At 53.6% G+C, this 17,498-nt stretch carries 16 protein-coding genes; 9 read left to right on the forward strand and 7 right to left on the reverse strand.

All coding sequences use genetic code 11. The features are described 5' to 3' along the window. Nucleotides 1–40: 40 nt before the first annotated feature. Nucleotides 41–1,813, forward strand: a complete 1,773-nt coding sequence (cydD, locus tag PGW97_RS10660; RefSeq protein ID WP_273857295.1) for a heme ABC transporter permease/ATP-binding protein CydD — start codon at nt 41–43, stop codon at nt 1,811–1,813. Continuing rightward, entirely contained in the window at nt 1,806–3,527 is a 1,722-nt protein-coding gene (cydC, locus tag PGW97_RS10665; RefSeq protein WP_217392735.1) for a heme ABC transporter ATP-binding protein/permease CydC, read from the forward strand. The genes cydD and cydC overlap by 8 nt, the downstream gene beginning before the upstream one ends. An 80-nt stretch (nt 3,528–3,607) precedes the next feature. Here the strand turns inward: cydC and rimJ are convergent, their stop codons facing one another. Beyond that, nucleotides 3,608–4,210, reverse strand: coding sequence for a ribosomal protein S5-alanine N-acetyltransferase (gene rimJ, locus PGW97_RS10670; RefSeq protein WP_047883613.1), 603 nt, complete (start codon nt 4,208–4,210; stop codon nt 3,608–3,610). Nucleotides 4,211–4,368: 158 nt separating this feature from the next. Between rimJ and PGW97_RS10675 the strand changes: the two genes are divergently transcribed. After that, on the forward strand, nt 4,369–4,845 hold the full coding sequence (locus tag PGW97_RS10675) for a methylated-DNA--[protein]-cysteine S-methyltransferase (RefSeq protein ID WP_047883364.1): 477 nt from the start codon (nt 4,369–4,371) through the stop codon (nt 4,843–4,845). Between the two features lie 249 nt (nt 4,846–5,094). Here PGW97_RS10675 and tyrR read toward each other — a convergent pair whose 3' ends face one another. The 6 genes from tyrR to pspA all read right to left on the reverse strand — a co-directional run bounded on the left by tyrR (nt 5,095) and on the right by pspA (nt 10,788). After that, nucleotides 5,095–6,630 (reverse strand): transcriptional regulator TyrR, encoded by a 1,536-nt coding sequence (gene tyrR, locus PGW97_RS10680; protein WP_217392733.1) that lies wholly within the window; start codon nt 6,628–6,630, stop codon nt 5,095–5,097. A gap of 102 nt (nt 6,631–6,732) precedes the next feature. Beyond that, on the reverse strand, nt 6,733–7,785 hold the full coding sequence (locus tag PGW97_RS10685; RefSeq protein WP_273857296.1) for a YcjF family protein: 1,053 nt from the start codon (nt 7,783–7,785) through the stop codon (nt 6,733–6,735). Next, nucleotides 7,782–9,179 carry a YcjX family protein gene (locus PGW97_RS10690; protein WP_273857297.1) on the reverse strand — a complete coding sequence of 466 codons (1,398 nt, stop codon included), beginning with the start codon at nt 9,177–9,179 and terminating at the stop codon, nt 7,782–7,784. The genes PGW97_RS10685 and PGW97_RS10690 overlap by 4 nt, the downstream gene beginning before the upstream one ends. A 240-nt stretch (nt 9,180–9,419) precedes the next feature. Further along, complete coding sequence (gene pspC, locus PGW97_RS10695; protein WP_047883361.1) at nt 9,420–9,806, reverse strand: envelope stress response membrane protein PspC; 387 nt, start codon at nt 9,804–9,806, stop codon at nt 9,420–9,422. Beyond that, nucleotides 9,803–10,033 carry an envelope stress response membrane protein PspB gene (pspB, locus tag PGW97_RS10700; RefSeq protein WP_047883360.1) on the reverse strand — a complete coding sequence of 77 codons (231 nt, stop codon included), beginning with the start codon at nt 10,031–10,033 and terminating at the stop codon, nt 9,803–9,805. Before pspB ends, pspC begins: the two co-directional genes overlap by 4 nt. 89 nt (nt 10,034–10,122) lie before the next feature. Then, nucleotides 10,123–10,788 (reverse strand): phage shock protein PspA, encoded by a 666-nt coding sequence (gene pspA, locus PGW97_RS10705; RefSeq protein ID WP_047883611.1) that lies wholly within the window; start codon nt 10,786–10,788, stop codon nt 10,123–10,125. A 205-nt stretch (nt 10,789–10,993) separates the two neighbouring features. Here pspA and pspF point away from each other — a divergent pair, with 205 nt between their 5' ends. The 6 genes from pspF to PGW97_RS10735 all read left to right on the forward strand — a co-directional run bounded on the left by pspF (nt 10,994) and on the right by PGW97_RS10735 (nt 17,486). Continuing rightward, the gene (pspF, locus tag PGW97_RS10710) at nt 10,994–12,064 is read left to right on the forward strand and encodes a phage shock protein operon transcriptional activator (protein WP_217392728.1); all 1,071 of its coding nucleotides are present in this window, start codon (nt 10,994–10,996) and stop codon (nt 12,062–12,064) included. Between the two features lie 139 nt (nt 12,065–12,203). Next, nucleotides 12,204–13,826 (forward strand): ABC transporter substrate-binding protein SapA, encoded by a 1,623-nt coding sequence (gene sapA, locus PGW97_RS10715; RefSeq protein ID WP_273857298.1) that lies wholly within the window; start codon nt 12,204–12,206, stop codon nt 13,824–13,826. 1 nt (nt 13,827) lies between these two features. Beyond that, nucleotides 13,828–14,790 carry an ABC transporter permease gene (locus tag PGW97_RS10720; RefSeq protein WP_047883357.1) on the forward strand — a complete coding sequence of 321 codons (963 nt, stop codon included), beginning with the start codon at nt 13,828–13,830 and terminating at the stop codon, nt 14,788–14,790. Next, nucleotides 14,777–15,664 (forward strand): putrescine export ABC transporter permease SapC, encoded by an 888-nt coding sequence (gene sapC / locus PGW97_RS10725; protein ID WP_047883356.1) that lies wholly within the window; start codon nt 14,777–14,779, stop codon nt 15,662–15,664. The genes PGW97_RS10720 and sapC overlap by 14 nt, the downstream gene beginning before the upstream one ends. After that, nucleotides 15,664–16,665 (forward strand): peptide ABC transporter ATP-binding protein, encoded by a 1,002-nt coding sequence (locus PGW97_RS10730; protein WP_047883355.1) that lies wholly within the window; start codon nt 15,664–15,666, stop codon nt 16,663–16,665. The genes sapC and PGW97_RS10730 overlap by 1 nt, the downstream gene beginning before the upstream one ends. Continuing rightward, nucleotides 16,662–17,486, forward strand: coding sequence for a peptide ABC transporter ATP-binding protein (locus PGW97_RS10735; protein WP_047883354.1), 825 nt, complete (start codon nt 16,662–16,664; stop codon nt 17,484–17,486). Before PGW97_RS10730 ends, PGW97_RS10735 begins: the two co-directional genes overlap by 4 nt. The last annotated feature ends 12 nt before the right edge of the window (nt 17,487–17,498 follow it).

Consider the following 17,498-nt stretch of genomic DNA (forward strand, 5'->3'; position numbering starts at 1 on the left):
TCACCTTTAGCCGGCAGCTTATGCGGCGCAAGATTTTCTTATGGATAAACAACTACAACGCGATTTAACCAAATGGTTGAAATCACAGAGCAAACTGGCCAAACGCTGGCTCATGCTCAGTGTCGGCCTTGGTTTTCTGTCGGGGTTGCTACTCGTTGGCCAGGCAGCACTGCTTGCACATATCCTGCATCAGCTCATTATCGAGCACACAGACAAATATCAACTTGTCAGCAGCTTTGTCAGCCTTTTTGTGATTGTCGGCCTGCGTGCCTTTTGCAGCTGGGGCCGGGAAGTAGCCGGATACCGCTGTGGCGAACAAATCCGTCTTCATATTCGTGAACTGATCCTGCAACGTCTTCAGGCGTTGGGGCCAGCATACATCAAAGGTAAACCGGCCGGTGTCTGGGCCAGTCTGGTGCTGGAACAGATTGAAGAGATGCAGGATTTCTTCGCCCGCTATATCCCTCAGATGTCGATAGCCGTTCTGGTACCACTGGTCATTCTGGTGGCAGTATTCCCGCTGAACTGGGCGGCTGGCCTGATTTTCCTGATTACTGCCCCACTGGTTCCGATTTTTATGGCGCTGGTGGGACTGGGTGCCGCAGATGCCAACCGGCGCAACTTCAAAGCGCTGCAGCGTCTGTCCGGCCATTTTTATGACCGCCTTCAGGGATTGCAGACATTACGCTTGTTCAACCGGGCTGAAGCCGAGGCAGAAAACCTGCACGCGGCTTCCCATGTGCTGCGCAAGCGCACCATGGAAGTACTGCGGATGGCTTTCCTTTCTTCTGCCGTGCTGGAGTTTTTCTCTGCCATTTCCGTCGCGATTGTGGCTGTTTACTTTGGCTTTGCCTTTATCGGTGAGCTGAATTTCGGCCATTACGGCGTACCCATTACGCTGTTTACCGGCTTGTTTATTCTGGTGCTGGCACCGGAGTTCTATCAGCCGCTGCGTGATTTGGGCACCTTCTATCACGCCAAAGCCCAGGCCATTGGTGCGGCGGAATCACTGGTGGAATTCCTTAACACCGAAGCCGATGGCATGAGCCAGGGGGATACAAACCTGGACTCACCGGAAACCATCCGGATCGAAGCGGAAAACCTGGAAGTGCTCAGCCCTCAGGGGCAAGTGCTGGCGGGTCCACTAAGCTTCGCCATTCAGGCGCATGAACAAGTGGCGCTGGTGGGACCAAGCGGTGCCGGTAAAACCAGCCTGCTCAATGCCCTTCTGGGCTTTCTGCCCTATCGCGGCAGCCTGAAGGTCAACGGCAGTGAGCTGAGCGAACTGGATCACAGCCAGTGGCGTCAGGCCATCAGCTGGGTCGGTCAAAACCCTCTGCTACTGCACGGTACGGTGCGCGACAACATCACGCTGGGCAACCCGCTGGCGACGGATGAACACATTCAGCAAGTGGCTAGACAGGCTTATGCTGACGAGTTTATCCAGCGTCTTGAGCATGGTTACCAGCATCCGGTTGGTGATCGCTCCAGCGGTCTGTCGGTCGGTCAGGCGCAGCGTATTGCCGTTGCCCGAGCCATGTTGCAAAGCGGTGCTTTCTGGCTGCTGGACGAACCGACAGCCAGTCTGGATGCCAACAGTGAGCATCTGGTACTGGAAAGTTTGAAACAAGCCACTGATGGCCAGACCACGCTGATGGTCAGCCACCGATTGGATCAACTCGCAGCCATGGACCGGGTAATGGTGATGGAAAACGGCCAGTTGGTACAAAACGGTCATTTTGATGATATTCGCCAGCACGGGCTGTTGGCCGATATGCTGTCTCACACCGATAAGAGGGATCTCGATGCGTGAATTAATCCCTTACCTGAAACTCTACCGTAAACACTGGTTCGGTCTGACTCTGGGGATGCTGCTGGGTCTGGCGACGCTGCTGTCGGCCATCAGCCTGCTGACGCTGTCCGGCTGGTTTATCGCCGCCTCAGCGGTCGCCGGATTGACCATTGCCCGTGAGACGTTCAACTACATGTTGCCGGGGGCCGGCGTTCGCGGTTTCTCAATGGCCCGAACGGCGGGGCGCTGGGGTGAGCGTGTGGTCAGCCATAACGCAACCTTCAAGCTGCTGGCTGATCTACGCCTGTTCTTCTTTCGCAAGCTAACCCCGCTGATTCCGGGTCGGCAGGCAAATCTGCGTGATGCCGATCTGCTCAACCGTCTGGTAGCAGATGTAGATGCCATGGACCATGTGTATCTGCGTCTGGTCAGCCCGTTAATCATCGGGGTTATCGGCCTGCTGGCGATTACCGGCTTTCTGGCCTGGTTCGATCTCACGATTGGCCTGACACTGGGTGCCATTCTGCTGACCCTGATGTTAAGCCTGCCGGTAATTTTCTACCGTCTGGGTAAGACCCACGGCCAATCACTGACGCTGGCAAAAGCCAACTACCGCATACGCCTGCTGGACTGGATTCAGGGCCATGCTGAACTGCTGCTGTTCAATGCCGAAGAGCGTTACTACCGCGAAGCTCTGGACGAGCAGGAAAGCCTGCTGGCCGCACAGCGCCGCATGGCTAACCTGACGGGTATGGCCAACGCCATGCTGATGGCTGCCACAGGCTGGACCCTGGTACTGATCACCTGGCTGGCGGCAGATGGCGTGCATGGTCAGGCACCGGATCCATTCGTTGCCATGATAGCCTTTGCAACCATGGCCAGTTTTGAGCTTATGATGCCGGTTGCCGGCGCGTTCCAGTATCTGGGACAAACCCTGACTTCTGCACGTCGTCTGAATGAGATCATTCAAGCAACCCCGGATACACCGTTTGACCCGAACGGGCACAGCGCGAACGTTCAGGGCGCAATTACCATTGATGACATCGCTTACACCTATTACGGCAGTGATGAGCCAGTGCTTAAAGGCATCAGCCTGACGATTCAGGCGGGTGAGAAAGTCGCGCTGCTGGGGCGTACCGGATGCGGTAAATCGACCCTGCTTCAACTGCTTACCCGGAACTGGGATCCGCAACAGGGACAGATCACACTGGATGGTGTGCCGCTGCCGCAATGGCAGGAAGCCGCTTTGCGCTGCGCCATCACCGTTGTCAGCCAGCGTGTGGACGTGTTCAATGGCTCATTGCGCGAAAACCTGATTCTGGCCAAGCCATCAGGCACCGATGAAGAATTCTGTGACGTGCTGGAAAAAGTCGGCCTGAGTGCACTGCTGAAAGGTAAAGGACTGGATACCTGGTTAGGTGAAGGTGGCCGTCAGATTTCCGGTGGTGAACGCCGCCGTATCGGTATCGCCCGCGCGCTGCTGCACGATGCCCCGATTCTGCTGATGGATGAACCAACAGAAGGACTGGATCGCCGTACTGAACAACAGATCATGTCGTTGCTGCTGGAGCATGCAAAAGACAAGACGGTACTGTTCATTACGCACCGCTTGGTCGGTCTTGAGCAGATGGATCACATCTGTCTGATGGATGAAGGTCAGTTTATCGAACAGGGCCGCCACCGTGAGTTACTGGCTCAACACGGTCGGTATGCCGAATTGTGGCAACGTATTTAAGCGCCGCTGCTAGGTAACCCCCCAAAAAAAGCGAGGGTAAATACTCTCGCTTTTTTTTGTGTTTTTCTCTAGCTCATGCTTTAACTCAGCGGAGCAATCCAAGCATCGTTGATTTTTGCCGTCAGGATATGATCTTCCCACTGCCCATTAATCATCAGGTAATCGCGTGCTTCACCTTCAATGGTAAAGCCACACTTCTTCAGAACCGCGGCGCTTCGGCCATTGCGCGGCATATAGGCTGCAATAATACGGTGCATATCCTGATCATCGAACATCCACTGATTAGTGGCCGCTAATGCACGGGGCATGATTCCACGTCCCTGATACCCTTCATCGAGTGAGTAGCCAACATGGCAGGCGAAAAACGGATATCTGACTACGTTGCTGTAGTTCACCACCCCACAGATTTCATCACTGTCATGCATCTGAATCACGAAGTAGAAAGCCATTTTATGCTTTTGCAACTGCACCAGTTGTTCCAGGCGGCGCTGCCAGCCGGACTCAGTGAAGAAGGCTTCTTCACGTACAGGTTCCCAAGGCTGCAGGTACTGGCGATTGCGCTGGTAATAGCGGGTAATCGCGGACAAATCCTTGGTGGTGATCAGGCGCACTTTGCCATCGTTGCCACCTTGGTCATCACTGATTTCGATCGTCGTCGCCCGACTGATAATTGAATGTAACAACAGCACTTCATCCTATGGCTATCTCAGATAGCTGAAACGTTAGCACAGGGGCACAACATTGACTATAAACTTATGGCAGGACAAAGATTTGGTCTTTTGTATCAACTATGCTTGTCAAATCAGCGCCCGCAGCGACGCCAACTAACACAGTGAAGACTATGTATTACGACTCTATCAACTCGGTACTGGGTAAGATATACCTGCTGGCTGACGAACAGGGGCTCCGACAGTTGATCCTTGCCAGTGACGGATTCACGCCCGACAGTCACTGGGAACATCACCCGGTTTTTATGGCACCTTATATCAAGCAACTGACCGAATATCTCTCTGGAAAACGTAAGACCTTCACCCTCCCCCTCGCCCCACAGGGTACCGATTTTCAACGCCAGGTCTGGCAGGCCATTAGCGATATCCCCTTTAACCATCATCGCTCTTACCAGGAACTGGCGACTCGCCTCAACCAACCGTGTGCCATGATGGCGGTCGGCATGGCGAAAAATGTCAATCCGATACCCATCATTATTCCCTGCCACCGGGTGAAATACGAACACAGCAAGCAGTGCTCCTGCCGGTACGGGAAAGGGTTTATCGACCAGCTTCAGGCACTGGAAAAAGGGGAAGTCAGCCTGATTTAGACTGCGTCCATCAGGTATAGCGTTTTATCGCAGATTGGCTTTTCACCCGCGGTCAGCGCTACATTCTGCGGACAGAGAGTCTTTGAAATGGAGAGGTTTGAGATTGAGAGGCTGGGAAGCTGGGAAGCTGGGAAGCTGGGAAGATATTAGGCCCAAAAACAACAAGGAGGCACCATGGCCTCCCTGTTAAATCACCGATTGAGTCGTTAGCTAGCGGGCTGCACCACTCGCAACGCCTTAAACTCTCTCTTAGTGTTTGTTGATTCCGTATTCACGCAGCTTGTTTGCTACAGCCGTATGCGAAACCCCGAGGCGCTTCGCCAGTTTCCGGGTAGACGGATAGCTGCGATACAGACTGGTCAGGATCCCGGACTCATAACGCTTCATAATGTCATCCAGCGAACCGTCCAGCGTTTCTTCACTGATGACCGTCGTGGACTCATTTTCCGGTAACTGGACATCTTCCACCCGCATCTCACCGCTATCCAGTTGAGTCATGGCACGGAACAAGACATTGCGCAGCTGACGGATGTTACCCGGCCAGGCGTACTGGCTAAGATATTGAGCGACCTCCGGCGAGATGGCCGGTTTGGCCTGTTGCAGTTCCTGAGCAAACTGAGACAGGAACAGCTCGGCCAGTGGCACAATATCAGCTGTCCGCTCACGAAGTGGCGGCACCACCAGCGACAGGACGTTCAGGCGATAGTAAAGATCCTCACGGAACTGTGCGGCAGCCACCAGATCCGGCAGCTTCTTCTGGGTCGAGCAAATCACCCGGACGTTAACCCTCACTTCCTTCTCTTCACCGACACGGCGGAAACTGCCGTCCTGCAGGAATCTGAGCAGTTTGATCTGCAGGTGCTCTGACATTTCCCCGACTTCATACAGGAAAGCCGTACCGCCATCAGCCTGTTCAAAAATCCCTTTCTTGCCCGGCTCCGTGGCCGTCGCCGCCATACCGAACAGTTCAGTTTCCGCAGCATTGTCTGGCATCGACATGCAGTTCACCAACAGGAACGGATTATCACGGCGCAGGGAACGCTGATGGCAGGCGCGCGCCAGCATTTCTTTTCCGGTGCCGGTTTCGCCCTGAATCAGTAACGGCGCATCCAGCATCGCCAGTTTCTTGGCTTGTGATATCAGCTGCTTAAAACGTGAAGACTGGCCGACCAGATGCTCAAAGCCGTTATCACCGCTGAGCTTGCGCATAGCCAGTGGCATTTTGGCTTCAGACAGGGATTTCAGCAGGATCACCGCACTGGCAAGCACCTGCTCTTCACTTTCGTCAGCCACATAGACTGGCATCACTTCCATGACGTAGTCCATACCCGCCAGCACAATCAGCTCACTGCGTTTCCCGGCGCTCTCTTTTTCCAGCCACTGGTGGACGTTAAAGCCGAGCAGCGCATGGATATTTTCGCCCACAATCTCATTGCGGCTTTTGCCCAGCACCATTTCAGCGGCATCGTTGGCCAGATCAACTTTCCCCTGCAAACTGATAGAGAAGAACGGATCCGGCAGAGCTTCAAGCAGCGCTTTCAGCTCTTTGTGCTCACGTTCAGTCGGCATAAACTGAATTTTGCGAACATCCGTCACCCCGTCCAACTGACGAATCTGCGACATCAGCTGACTGAACTGCTCGAATTCAATTTCAGGGCAATTGAGGTAAATGATCCCTACCCGATCAATTTCAATCCCACGTAAGTCAATTTTCCGGCTGCTCAAGATATCCAGCAACTCACGGGTTATACCAAGTCGGTCTTCACAAAAGACTTGTAGCCTCATATTCTTCTCTTCCAAGGTGTCAGGAATTGTTGACACCATGAAGTTTGCGTCTTCCCTTCCATGCAGTCAAGACAGTGAATAATGACGGTGCGCTCAATTTCATTATTTTTCTCTGCTTTCTTTCATCCCAGCCAGACGGCGGACTAAATCTTTCCGGATATCATTCAGTTTCGGCTGATTGTCCGACAGCCATGGCATTGGCCGCATCAGGCTGATTGCCTTCAGCCCCAGTCGGCCGGTCAACAGGCCCACGCCCACGCCCTGTGCAACTCGGGTCGACATCCGCCCGGCCAGATCCATCGACAGCAGATCCATACTGTTATCAATAATCACCTCACTTGCCCCTGCCAGCGCCATATTCGCCAGTACCAGCTTCACCAGCCTGATCCGTGACCAGTAACCCAGCTCAATGCCATATACTGCTGAGATTTGCTCAATCAGGCGGAAGTTACGCCAGGCCACCAGCAGCATGTCTGCCACTGCCAGCGGACTGACCGCAACCATGACCGCCGCTTCCGTGGCATAGCGGGTAACCAGCTGACGAGCCAGCTTGTCCTGATGTGCCAGTACCATCTGGTCATACAGGTGCAGAACTTCACGATCATTATGCGTGGCTGCTAATGATTGCATCCAGCGATCATACCCAGCGTGCTCTTCCTGAATCCGCGCCTTGCGAGCAAGTTGCATACAAAAACCTTTGGCCTGACCGATACCATCGGCTTCCAGCATCGCCTGAGCCTGCTCTTGTTCGCTCTGGCGCTGGCGTAACCGGCGCAGACTGACAAACTCGCGCCCCAGCGCAGTGATACCAGCCGTGGCTACGCCTGCCACCAGCAGGCTCCAGCCCAGACTCAGCCAGTCACCGCTCTGAACCGCCGTCACAACATAGTCGACCGTTTGCCAGCCAATCATCACAGCGGTACCGGCCAGCAGACCTTTCAGCCAGCGTGTCCGCCGTTTAGGACGAGCTGACAACGTTTTTTCCAGCGCCTTCTCAACCGATGCGGCCGACGAGGCCTGCTCCGGCAGAAACGTCTCCTGCTCAGCAAATTGCATCGCGGCAGTTAAATCGTGTTCTGCCCTTTTTGGCTTATCCGTCGATGATGCATCGGCCGGTTCATCAAAAACGATTTTTCCCTGATATTTGTTATTCATTGCAATTTGTCCCCCAACAGATATTCAAGGGCTTTGTCCATCCGGATATGCGGTAGCGGTTCGTCACTCTGCGCCACCAATGGTCGGAAATTAAGAAAATCAAATTCACTGCTTTGCCAGAATTCATCTGACGGCAAGCGACGCGGTACGTCTCCCGGAAACAGGGTTTTGGCTTCGCCGGATAAGGTGTGGCCACGTAGCGCCGGCACCTGACGCCCCTGATAGTCAACAAAACCGGGCTCCGTCGCCTGAATGGACGACAGACTGAGGCAATCCATCTGAATGCCTTCGAAAGAAGCGGTCTGCCAGGCTTCATTAACCAGTTGCTGCAACAAACTCACCAGATTCGGGTGCTGCTCCGGGGTCACATGATCCGCTTTGGTCGCAGCAAACAGCACTTTATCAATCCGAGGCGAAAACAGCCGCTTTAGCAACGAGCTGCGGCCATAACGAAAGCTTTGCATCAGTTGATCCAGAGCCTGCCGCATATCATTGAACGACTCCGGCCCGGTGTTAAGCGGCTGCAGGCAGTCGACCAGGATGATTTGCCGGTCAAACTTGGCAAAGTGCTCTTTATAAAACGCTTTGACGACATGCTGCTGATAGTAGCGGTAACGGCTTTTCAGCATGCCGGCATTGGTGTCTTCGCCCGCCTCTGCCAGTTGCTGCTCAGTGACTTTATCAAACCAGACCATAGGAAAGAACTGAATAACCGGCGCACCAGCCAGTTCACCGGGCAGCACGAACCGGCCGGGCTGCACCCAGTGCAGGCCCCCTTCGGCCTTACACTTAAACAGGTACTCGGTAAAACGGGCCGAAATACGTTCAATCAGCGCCTCATCAGCCGGAGCCAGCGGATCAAACTGTTCACCCTCAGCCAGCCAGTTGTGCGCCAGCTCTTCCCGTTTTCCTTTCAATACCTGCGCCTGCTGACGCGACCAGGCCACAAAATCCATGTCCAGCAGCGGTAAATCGAGCAGCCATTCCCCCGGGTAATCCACAATATCGAGATAAAGCGTGGCGGTATCCTGCAGCAACTTCAGTGGCCCTTTTTGTGGCTTGTAACGCAATGCCAGACGAATCTGACTCACATCCCGGGTCGGCGACGGCCAAGCCGGCGGACTGGTCAGCAGGGCATTCATCCCTTCTTCATACCCGAATTTCGGAACATGCATGTCTACTTGCGGCACGCGCTTGGCTCCCAGCAAATAGCCTTCCCGCACAGCTGAAAACAACGGTAGCCGGGGGTTAGTACTGACATGCATCAACTGATTCACCAGTGATGTGATAAATGCGGTTTTCCCGGCCCGGGACAGACCCGTTACCGCCAACCGGACATGACGGTCCAGACTACGGTTAACAAGTTTGTTTAACTCACTGCCAAATCGGTTCATAGCAATTCCTGATTCAAACATTTAGCGGAGAAGATAATAATAAAGCGTTGATTAACCTGGGATGAATCAGTAGTTCAGGTTAATAAAAGGATCATTCAAATTATCGGTTAGTCAGCAAACTGGAATCCGTCACCCTCTGGCGATAGCCAGAAAAGAGTGTCAAGCCAGAAAACAAACGGCGGGACAGAACATACACAAACAGAAAAGCAGGCTTTCGCCTGCTTTTAACCACCCGAACGCTTACAGGTTGCGGAATTCGCGATCAACCTTGAAGGCGGTTGACGTGACGTAGGCTTCCATCTTGCGCAGTTCCTGCTCCATGCCATTGAGTTCACTTTCGACATTTCGCAAAATCTGCCCCGCTGGCTGACCGGCCTGCCATGCCTTCTGCTTCACATGATGCTCCCGGTATACCGAATGTTGCTGCTCACGCTCTTCCGGCATTTTGTCGAGAAATAACCAGGCTGCAAAATACGCCAGGGTGACAAAGAATCCGACCCCCAGCAGGAATGCTGACACCGTCAGAATCCGAACCAGCCAGATTTCCATCCCGAAATATTCGGCAATACCGGCACACACACCGCCAAGTTTGCCGTTTTTGGGATCTCGGTAAAGGGTCTTATTCATTGCTTGTGCCTCCATTGCGGCGCTTCTGCATCCAGAATCTGCTCCAGTGTCACAATCCGATCTTTCATCTGCTCTGCACGCGCCACCAGCTCCTGTAGTTTCTGGTGATCGTCCCCGGATAATCCTTCACCCGCATGTTTTTTACTGCGGTAGTGCAGGATCAGCCACAACGGGGCTACAAAGATCATAAACACGATGAGCGGACCAACAATAAACCCCATAGACATTTTTTTCTCCTTTTCGCGCAGATTCAGTCAGTTACTTTAATAGGATTGCCACACCGAATATCATACCAAGCGATATTCAGACCGTTGAATTACTCTTTGTCCTTCAGGTTGGCTTTCATGCGCGCCAGTTCTTTTTCAATGTCATCCTGGGCTTGCAGATCAGCAAACTCGTCTTGCAGACTCTTGCCACGGCCAATGCTGTAGCTGTCGGCTTCGGCTTCCATCTCGTCAATACGACGCTCGTATTGCTCAAACTTCGACATTGCCTCGTCCACTTTGCTGGTATCCAGCTGACGACGAACATCACGGCGGGTGTCGGCCGTCTTATGACGCATTACCAGTGCCTGCTGACGAGCTCGGGTTTCCTGCAGCTTGCGCTCCAGTTCCGCCACTTCTGTACTCAGCTTATTAATGGTCTCTTCAACCAGCTTGTACTCTTCGTTCAGTGTCAGCGCCACATCATTGAGCTTTTGCTTCTCAATCAGCGCGGCGCGGGCCAGGTCTTCACGGCCTTTTTCCAGTGCCAGGCTGGCTTTTTGCTGCCAGTCAGCACTTTGAGATTCGATGGCCTGAATGCGACGTTGCAGTTCTTTCTTGTCGGCCAGGGCACGGGCGGAAGAGGTGCGTACCTCAACCAGTGTGTCTTCCATTTCCTGAATGATCAGGCGGATCATTTTTTGCGGGTCTTCTGCTTTATCTAGCAAAGAGTTAACGTTCGCGTTTACGATATCAGCAAAGCGTGAAAAGATACCCATAATCATTTTCTCCAGTTGTTGAATATGCGAAGTAGTCAGCTTGTTATGCTGTCGCTTGCATGGTTTCATGTCTCAAGCTTACATCAGTTAGTACAACAACTGTGCCAACTTTTAATTTCATTAAATATCATAAACTTATGCTTTCACCCATTCTATAGCGGTGCTAAAGTCTGAGGATATACGCCAATAGTTAGCGAGATTGACCATGCGAAAACCTGATAATCTGATTGGAGAGTCCGAGGCGTTTCTCACTGTTCTCGATCATACATCACGTCTGGCCCCTTTGGATCGCCCAGTGCTGATTCTTGGCGAACGAGGCACAGGTAAAGAACTGATTGCACAGCGTATTCACTATCTGTCCCGACGCTGGGATCAGCCGCTGGTTTCACTCAACTGTGCCGCCCTGAGCGACGGGGTGATTGATTCCGAGCTGTTTGGTCACGAAGCAGGTTCCTTTACCGGAGCAAAAGGCCGCCATCAGGGACGGTTTGAGCGGGCAGAAAACGGCACCCTGTTCCTGGATGAGCTGGGTACGACGCCCCTTGGCGTGCAGGAAAAACTGCTGCGGGTCATTGAATACGGCGAATATGAACGGGTCGGCGGCAGCCGGACCTGTCAGGCCAATGTGCGGCTGATCTGCGCAACCAATGAAAATCTGCCGCGACTGGCTGAAGACGGAAAATTCCGGGCGGACCTGCTGGACAGGCTGGCCTTTGACATCATCCACCTGCCCCCTTTACGGGAGCGTCAGGACGATATTCTGCCCCTCGCCGAACATTACGCGGTAAGAATGTGTCGGGAGCTGGGCTACAGCTATTTTGCCGGTTTCACGCGGCACGCCAAAGCGATGCTGCAGGACTACAGCTGGCCGGGGAATATCCGGGAGTTGAAAAACGTGGTGGAACGCTCTGTCTTTCGCCACGGTCTGGAAGATGAGCCAGTTGATGAGGTTATACTCGACCCGTTCCATGCGCCCTGGCACGACAAATCCTTGTCACCGAGCACAAAACAAACTGAGGCTCATGCAGCAACCACTCAACCAGCTGACCTCGCTTCCCCGTCGGCGCTGTTTTCCACGCTGTCAGTATCCCATACGCCGGAGTTGCCCCTGGACTTTCGCCAGTGGCAGCAGGATCAGGAAGTTGAACTGATCCAAAAAGCGCTGGAACAAAGCCAGTTTAATCAGCGGAAAGCCGCTGAATTGCTTTGCTTAAGCTACCATCAACTGAGAGGCCTGCTGAGAAAATATCAGCTGGTTGGCAGCAATGAGACTTAATTTCGGGTCCACTTTGCTCAATTGGTGATTTTCCCATCATAAAACACCTGCCCCGGGCAGGTATTTATGGCTGATGGCTTGGTGTGTCAGTGGGATAATGGTAAATTTGTAACCTTGTTTTCAGAAAATTTCTTATCTTATGAGCGCTTATACTCGTCTTCTGCTTGCGTGTGTCAGCCTGGCCAGCCTGGTTGGCTGCAGCGACCCTCAGCAGGACAGCAATATACGCAGCCGCGGCTTTGTATATTGCGGGCAAGATACGCCGGCAACCTTCAACCCTCAACTGACTGACGGAGGGCTGACGGCCGATACGCTGGCGGCGCAAATTTTTGACCGCCTGCTGTTGCTGGATCCGGTCAGCCACCAGCCGACCCCGGCACTGGCGAGTAACTGGACTATCAGTGAAGATGGTCTGGCATACACGTTTGAGCTGCGAAAAGGCATCACCTTTCAGACCACGCCCTGGTTTACCCCGACCCGCGAGTTTAACGCGCAGGATGTCGCATTCAGTTTTTCACGGGTCATCAACCCGAATCATCCTTATCACGCGGTCTCCGGCGGACGTTACCCTTGGTTTGACAGCCAGGGCTTTGCCAACCTGATAGAAGAGATAGAAATTCTCGACCCTTATACCGTGCGCTTTAACCTGAAGCGCCCGGATAACGCCTTTCTGGCGAACATGGCAACCACCTACGCCGTTATCCACTCGGCGGAATATGCTTCCAGCCTGCTGCGTGCCGGTAAGCCGGATCAAATTGACCGCAAACCGATTGGCACCGGTCCGTTCGCGCTCTACAGCTATCAGCCAAATGATTTTGTCCGTTTGAAACGCCATCCGGGCTACTGGCAGGGTCAGGCAGAAATGGAACAGGTTGTTTTCGATATCGCCTCGCGGGGGACCGGCAGTCTGGCTAAATTGCTCAGCGGTGAGTGTGATGTCTTGTCGTCACCGGTTGCCAGCCAGTTACCGGTGATCAGCGATAACGACAACTACGAATTGAATGCCCAGACCGGCATGAACGTGGCGTTTCTGGCGCTCGATACAAATCAGCCGGAACTGAAAGATGTTCGGGTACGTCAGGCTATCAATCACGCCATCAACCGGGAAAATCTGCTGAATTCCGTCTACTACGGTACCGGTACTAAAGCGCGCAGCCTGCTGCCGCCAATGTCCTGGGCGTATAACCATAACAGTCAGGCGCTCGATTACGATCCGGAGCGGGCTCAGGCCCTGCTCAAAGAAGCCGGGTACGAGAAAAATCTGATGCTCAGTCTGTGGGTACCGCTTGAGCCACGTCCGTATAACCCGAGTCCACGCAAAACGGCAGAACTGATTCAGGCTGACCTCAATGCCATTGGGGTGAAAGTGAACATCATCACGCAGGATTCGGTTCGTCGCTTCAGCACTATCGATAAAGCCAACAGTGATTTAATTCTGGCCGGCTGGATTGCCGACAACGGCGATCCGGATAACTTCCTGCGTCCGTTGCTTTCCTGCGATGCCAAACAGGCCGGTCTGAACGTCGCCAACTGGTGTAATCTGGATTTTGAAAACCTGCTGGAGCTTGCCTCCCGGACCACAAAACTGGATCAACGACTGGATTATTACCACGTCGCTCAGGATATTCTGGATAAGGAAGTTCCCATTGTTCCGCTGGCGCACGGCGTCCATTTCCAGGTTCATCACCGCTCACTGAGCGGGTTGCAGATGAGCCCGTTTGGCACCCGTTCTTTCTCGACTGTATACCGGAACGAAAACTAGTATGTTTATTTATACGATTCGACGGTTAAACCTGTTCATCATTACCATGCTGATCCTAACCCTGATTGGCTACAGTATTCTCCGCCTGGATCCTGAATCTTTCTGGAGCGTGCGCTCTTTCTGGTCGGGCTGGTTCATTTACCTGGATAACCTGCGCTTTGGCAACCTCGGTATGAATCAGGCAGGTGTGCCTATTGTGCAAGAAGTGATCGCAGTTTTTCCGGCGACGTTGGAACTCTGTTTCTTTGCCTTCATTTTATCTCTGGTCGTGGGGATTCCGCTGGGCACGCTGGCCGGAGTTAAACGGGGCCGGTTCATCGACACAGTGATCTCCTCCGTGACTCTGGTCGGCTACTCAATTCCGCTGTTCTGGCTGGCGTTGCTGCTGATTATGCTGTTTTCGCTGAAGCTGGGCCTGCTGCCGGTTTCCGGTCGGTTCAGCCTGCTGTACGAAATTGAACCGGTGACGGGGGTTGCCCTGTTCGACGTGATGCTGTCGCCACAGCCTTATCGCGCCGAAGCACTGATGAACGTCATCAGCCATTTGATCCTGCCCACTCTGGTACTGGCCATGGCACCCACCACCGAAGTTATTCGCCTGACCCGGGCGTCAGTTTCGGATGTGATGGATCAGAACTTTATCAAAGTCGCGCAAACTAAGGGTCTGTCGATGTTTGAAATCATCACTCGCCACGTGCTGCGCAACGCCATTCCGCCGATTATTCCTAAGTTGGGGATGCAGTTTTCGACCATGATGACCTTTGCCATGCTGACCGAGTCTATCTTCAACTGGCCGGGCATCGGCCGCTGGCTGCTCGATGCCATTTCGGCGCAAAACTATGTGGCGATTCAGGCTGGCGTAATAACGGTTGGCAGCTTTATCCTGCTGGCCAATATTCTGTCTGATCTGGCTGGTGCCTTCGTTAACCCGCTTGTGCGCAAGGAATGGTATGCTATCAAATAACATTTACCAGGAAACCAAGATCCCGACGCAATGGGAGCGCGCCTGGCAAAACTTCCGCGCCAATTCGATCGCTTTTTTTGGTTTCTGGTGCCTTATTTTACTGATTTTGGTAACGCTGGCGGCCCCGCTGCTGGCTCCGTATGCGCCGGCCAGCCAGGTTGGTGAGCTATTGATGCCGCCCTCCTGGGATCCAAGCGGCCATGTGGAATTTTTCTTCGGCACCGATGATCTGGGTCGCGATATTCTCAGCCGCCTGATTCTGGGCTCACAGCTCACGTTCGGCTACGCCGTGCTCATCGCGCTGGCCTCTGCCGTGATCGGTATTCTGATTGGCGTTCTGGCCGGGATGACTCAGGGTCTGAAATCCAGCTTCCTGAACCACGTTTTGGATACCGTAATGTCTATCCCTTCCCTGCTACTCGCCATTATCGTTGTAGCCTACATGGGGCCGGGGGAAGTGAACATCCTGCTTGCTATCTGGCTGGCCCTGATCCCGCGATTTATCCGCGCGGTATACCTGGCAGTGCATACCGAAGTAGAAAAAGACTATATCATCGCGGCCCGTTTGGACGGCGCCAATAACTTCTACCTGCTGTATAACTCGATACTGCCGAATATTTTGACCGTGCTGACCAACGAGCTGACGCGTGCGATTTCCATCGCGATCCTCGATATTGCCGCCCTGGGTTTTCTCGGGCTGGGTGCTCAGGCACCGCAGCCAGAGTGGGGAGCCATGCTGGGCGATTCGATTGAACTGATTTATCTGGCCCCATGGACTGTTACATTACCGGGTCTGGCCATTACCTTCAGTGTGTTAGTGGTAAACTTAGTAGGAGAAGGACTCCGCCAGGCCATTAATGCGGGGATTGACTAATGCCACTGTTAGATATTCGAAACCTGACGATTGAAATCGACACCCCACAAGGGATGGTCAAAGCTGTTGACAGGATGAGCCTAACCATCAATGAAGGTGAAGTCCGCGGTCTTGTGGGTGAGTCAGGGTCAGGAAAAAGTCTGGTTGCCAAGGCGATTGCCGGGGTGACCAAAGCCAACTGGCGTGTCAGCGCAGACCGTTTGCGTCTGGGAGATATTGATCTGCTGGCCCTGTCACCACGCGAGCGCCGAAAGGTTGTTGGCCGGGAAATTGCGATGATTTTCCAGGAACCGTCATCGTGTCTGGATCCCAGCGAGCACGTCGGGGCGCAGTTGGAAGAAGCGATTCCATCGTCCTCTTTCAACGGACATTTCTGGCAACGCTTCCACTGGCGTCAAAAACAGGCGATTGCCCTGCTCCATAAAGTCGGGATTAAAGAGCACCGCCGGGTCATGCGCAGCTATCCGTACGAACTGACGGACGGTGAGTGCCAAAAAGTCATGATTGCCATGGCCATTGCTAACCGCCCGCGCCTGCTCATTGCCGATGAACCGACCAATGACCTGGACCCGATCACGCAAGCACAGATTTTCCGTCTGCTCAGCCGGATGAACCAACTCGGCAATACCACCATTTTGCTGGTCAGTCATGACTTGAGTGCCGTAACCCAGTGGGCCGACCGCATCACCGTGATGTACTGCGGCCAGTCTGTGGAGTCCGGCAGCCGCCAGCAACTGTTGGAATCGCCGCATCATCCATACACCGAAGCCCTGCTGCGCGCGATGCCGGATTTCAACCTCGATATCCTGCCGCACAAAAGTAAGCTGGAAACCCTGCCCGGCTCGATCCCACCGTTGCAGCACTTACCGATTGGTTGCCGATTGGGCCCCCGCTGCCCGCACGCCCAGCGCAAATGCGTCGAAGTACCGAAGCGACGGAAGATTAAAAACCATAAATTCAGCTGCCACTTCCCGCTGAATATGGAGGAAACCAATAAATGAGCGCGCTGCTAGAGGTCGAGAACCTCAAAAAAGATTACCACTATCGCTCAGGCCTGTTTCATCGTCGTACTATTGAAGCGGTGAAACCGGTTTCCTTTTCGCTGGAAGCCGGTGAAACCATCGCGTTCATCGGTGAAAACGGATCCGGCAAATCAACACTGGCCAAAATGCTGGCCGGTGTAGTCGAGCCAACCGAAGGGATTATTCGTGTCAACGGCGAACCACTGGCTCACCGTGACTACCAGACCCGCTGCAAGCTGATCCGGATGATCTTTCAGGATCCCAACACCTCCCTGAACCCGCGCATTCAGATTGGTAAGATCCTGGAAGGACCATTAAAACGAAACACCCAGATGACCCCGCAGGCACGTGAGCGTCGAATCATGGAGACCCTGAAACGGGTTGGCCTGTTACCCGAACATGCGTACTTTTACCCACAAATGCTGGCAACCGGCCAGAAACAGCGGGTTTCTCTCGCCCGGGCACTGATTCTTCAGCCTTGTATCATCGTGGCAGACGAAGCACTGAACGGTCTGGATATGTCGATGCGTTCGCAAATCATCAACCTGCTGCTGGAACTGCAGGAAGAGATGGGGCTGTCCTACATCTATGTGTCACAGCATATGGGAGTAATCAAACACTTCACCGATAAGGTTATGGTCATGCAGACCGGAGACGTGGTCGAACAAGGCCCGACTCTGGAGGTCTTCAACAACCCTCAACATCCACTGACCCAGAAACTGCTCGACAGCCATTTTTCAGCCCCCGCCCACGACCGGACCAACCGTCTCAGCAGCGTGACACCCAAAATCGAGTACTGAGCGGGTGTGACC

Source organism: Photobacterium sp. GSS17 (assembly GCF_028621875.1).
Taxonomy (GTDB): domain Bacteria; phylum Pseudomonadota; class Gammaproteobacteria; order Enterobacterales; family Vibrionaceae; genus Photobacterium; species Photobacterium ganghwense.

Coding starts and splice junctions, on each gene's coding strand:
- pspA (WP_047883611.1), bottom strand. CDS start 10,788: ATGGGTATCTTTTCACGCTTTGCTGATATCGTAAACGCGAACGTTAAC.
- sapA (WP_273857298.1), top strand. CDS start 12,204: ATGAGCGCTTATACTCGTCTTCTGCTTGCGTGTGTCAGCCTGGCCAGC.
- pspB (WP_047883360.1), bottom strand. CDS start 10,033: ATGTCTATGGGGTTTATTGTTGGTCCGCTCATCGTGTTTATGATCTTT.
- sapC (WP_047883356.1), top strand. CDS start 14,777: ATGCTATCAAATAACATTTACCAGGAAACCAAGATCCCGACGCAATGG.
- pspC (WP_047883361.1), bottom strand. CDS start 9,806: ATGAATAAGACCCTTTACCGAGATCCCAAAAACGGCAAACTTGGCGGT.
- tyrR (WP_217392733.1), bottom strand. CDS start 6,630: ATGAGGCTACAAGTCTTTTGTGAAGACCGACTTGGTATAACCCGTGAG.
- PGW97_RS10685 (WP_273857296.1), bottom strand. CDS start 7,785: ATGAATAACAAATATCAGGGAAAAATCGTTTTTGATGAACCGGCCGAT.
- PGW97_RS10720 (WP_047883357.1), top strand. CDS start 13,828: ATGTTTATTTATACGATTCGACGGTTAAACCTGTTCATCATTACCATG.
- PGW97_RS10730 (WP_047883355.1), top strand. CDS start 15,664: ATGCCACTGTTAGATATTCGAAACCTGACGATTGAAATCGACACCCCA.
- cydC (WP_217392735.1), top strand. CDS start 1,806: ATGCGTGAATTAATCCCTTACCTGAAACTCTACCGTAAACACTGGTTC.
- cydD (WP_273857295.1), top strand. CDS start 41: ATGGATAAACAACTACAACGCGATTTAACCAAATGGTTGAAATCACAG.
- PGW97_RS10690 (WP_273857297.1), bottom strand. CDS start 9,179: ATGAACCGATTTGGCAGTGAGTTAAACAAACTTGTTAACCGTAGTCTG.
- PGW97_RS10675 (WP_047883364.1), top strand. CDS start 4,369: ATGTATTACGACTCTATCAACTCGGTACTGGGTAAGATATACCTGCTG.
- PGW97_RS10735 (WP_047883354.1), top strand. CDS start 16,662: ATGAGCGCGCTGCTAGAGGTCGAGAACCTCAAAAAAGATTACCACTAT.
- pspF (WP_217392728.1), top strand. CDS start 10,994: ATGCGAAAACCTGATAATCTGATTGGAGAGTCCGAGGCGTTTCTCACT.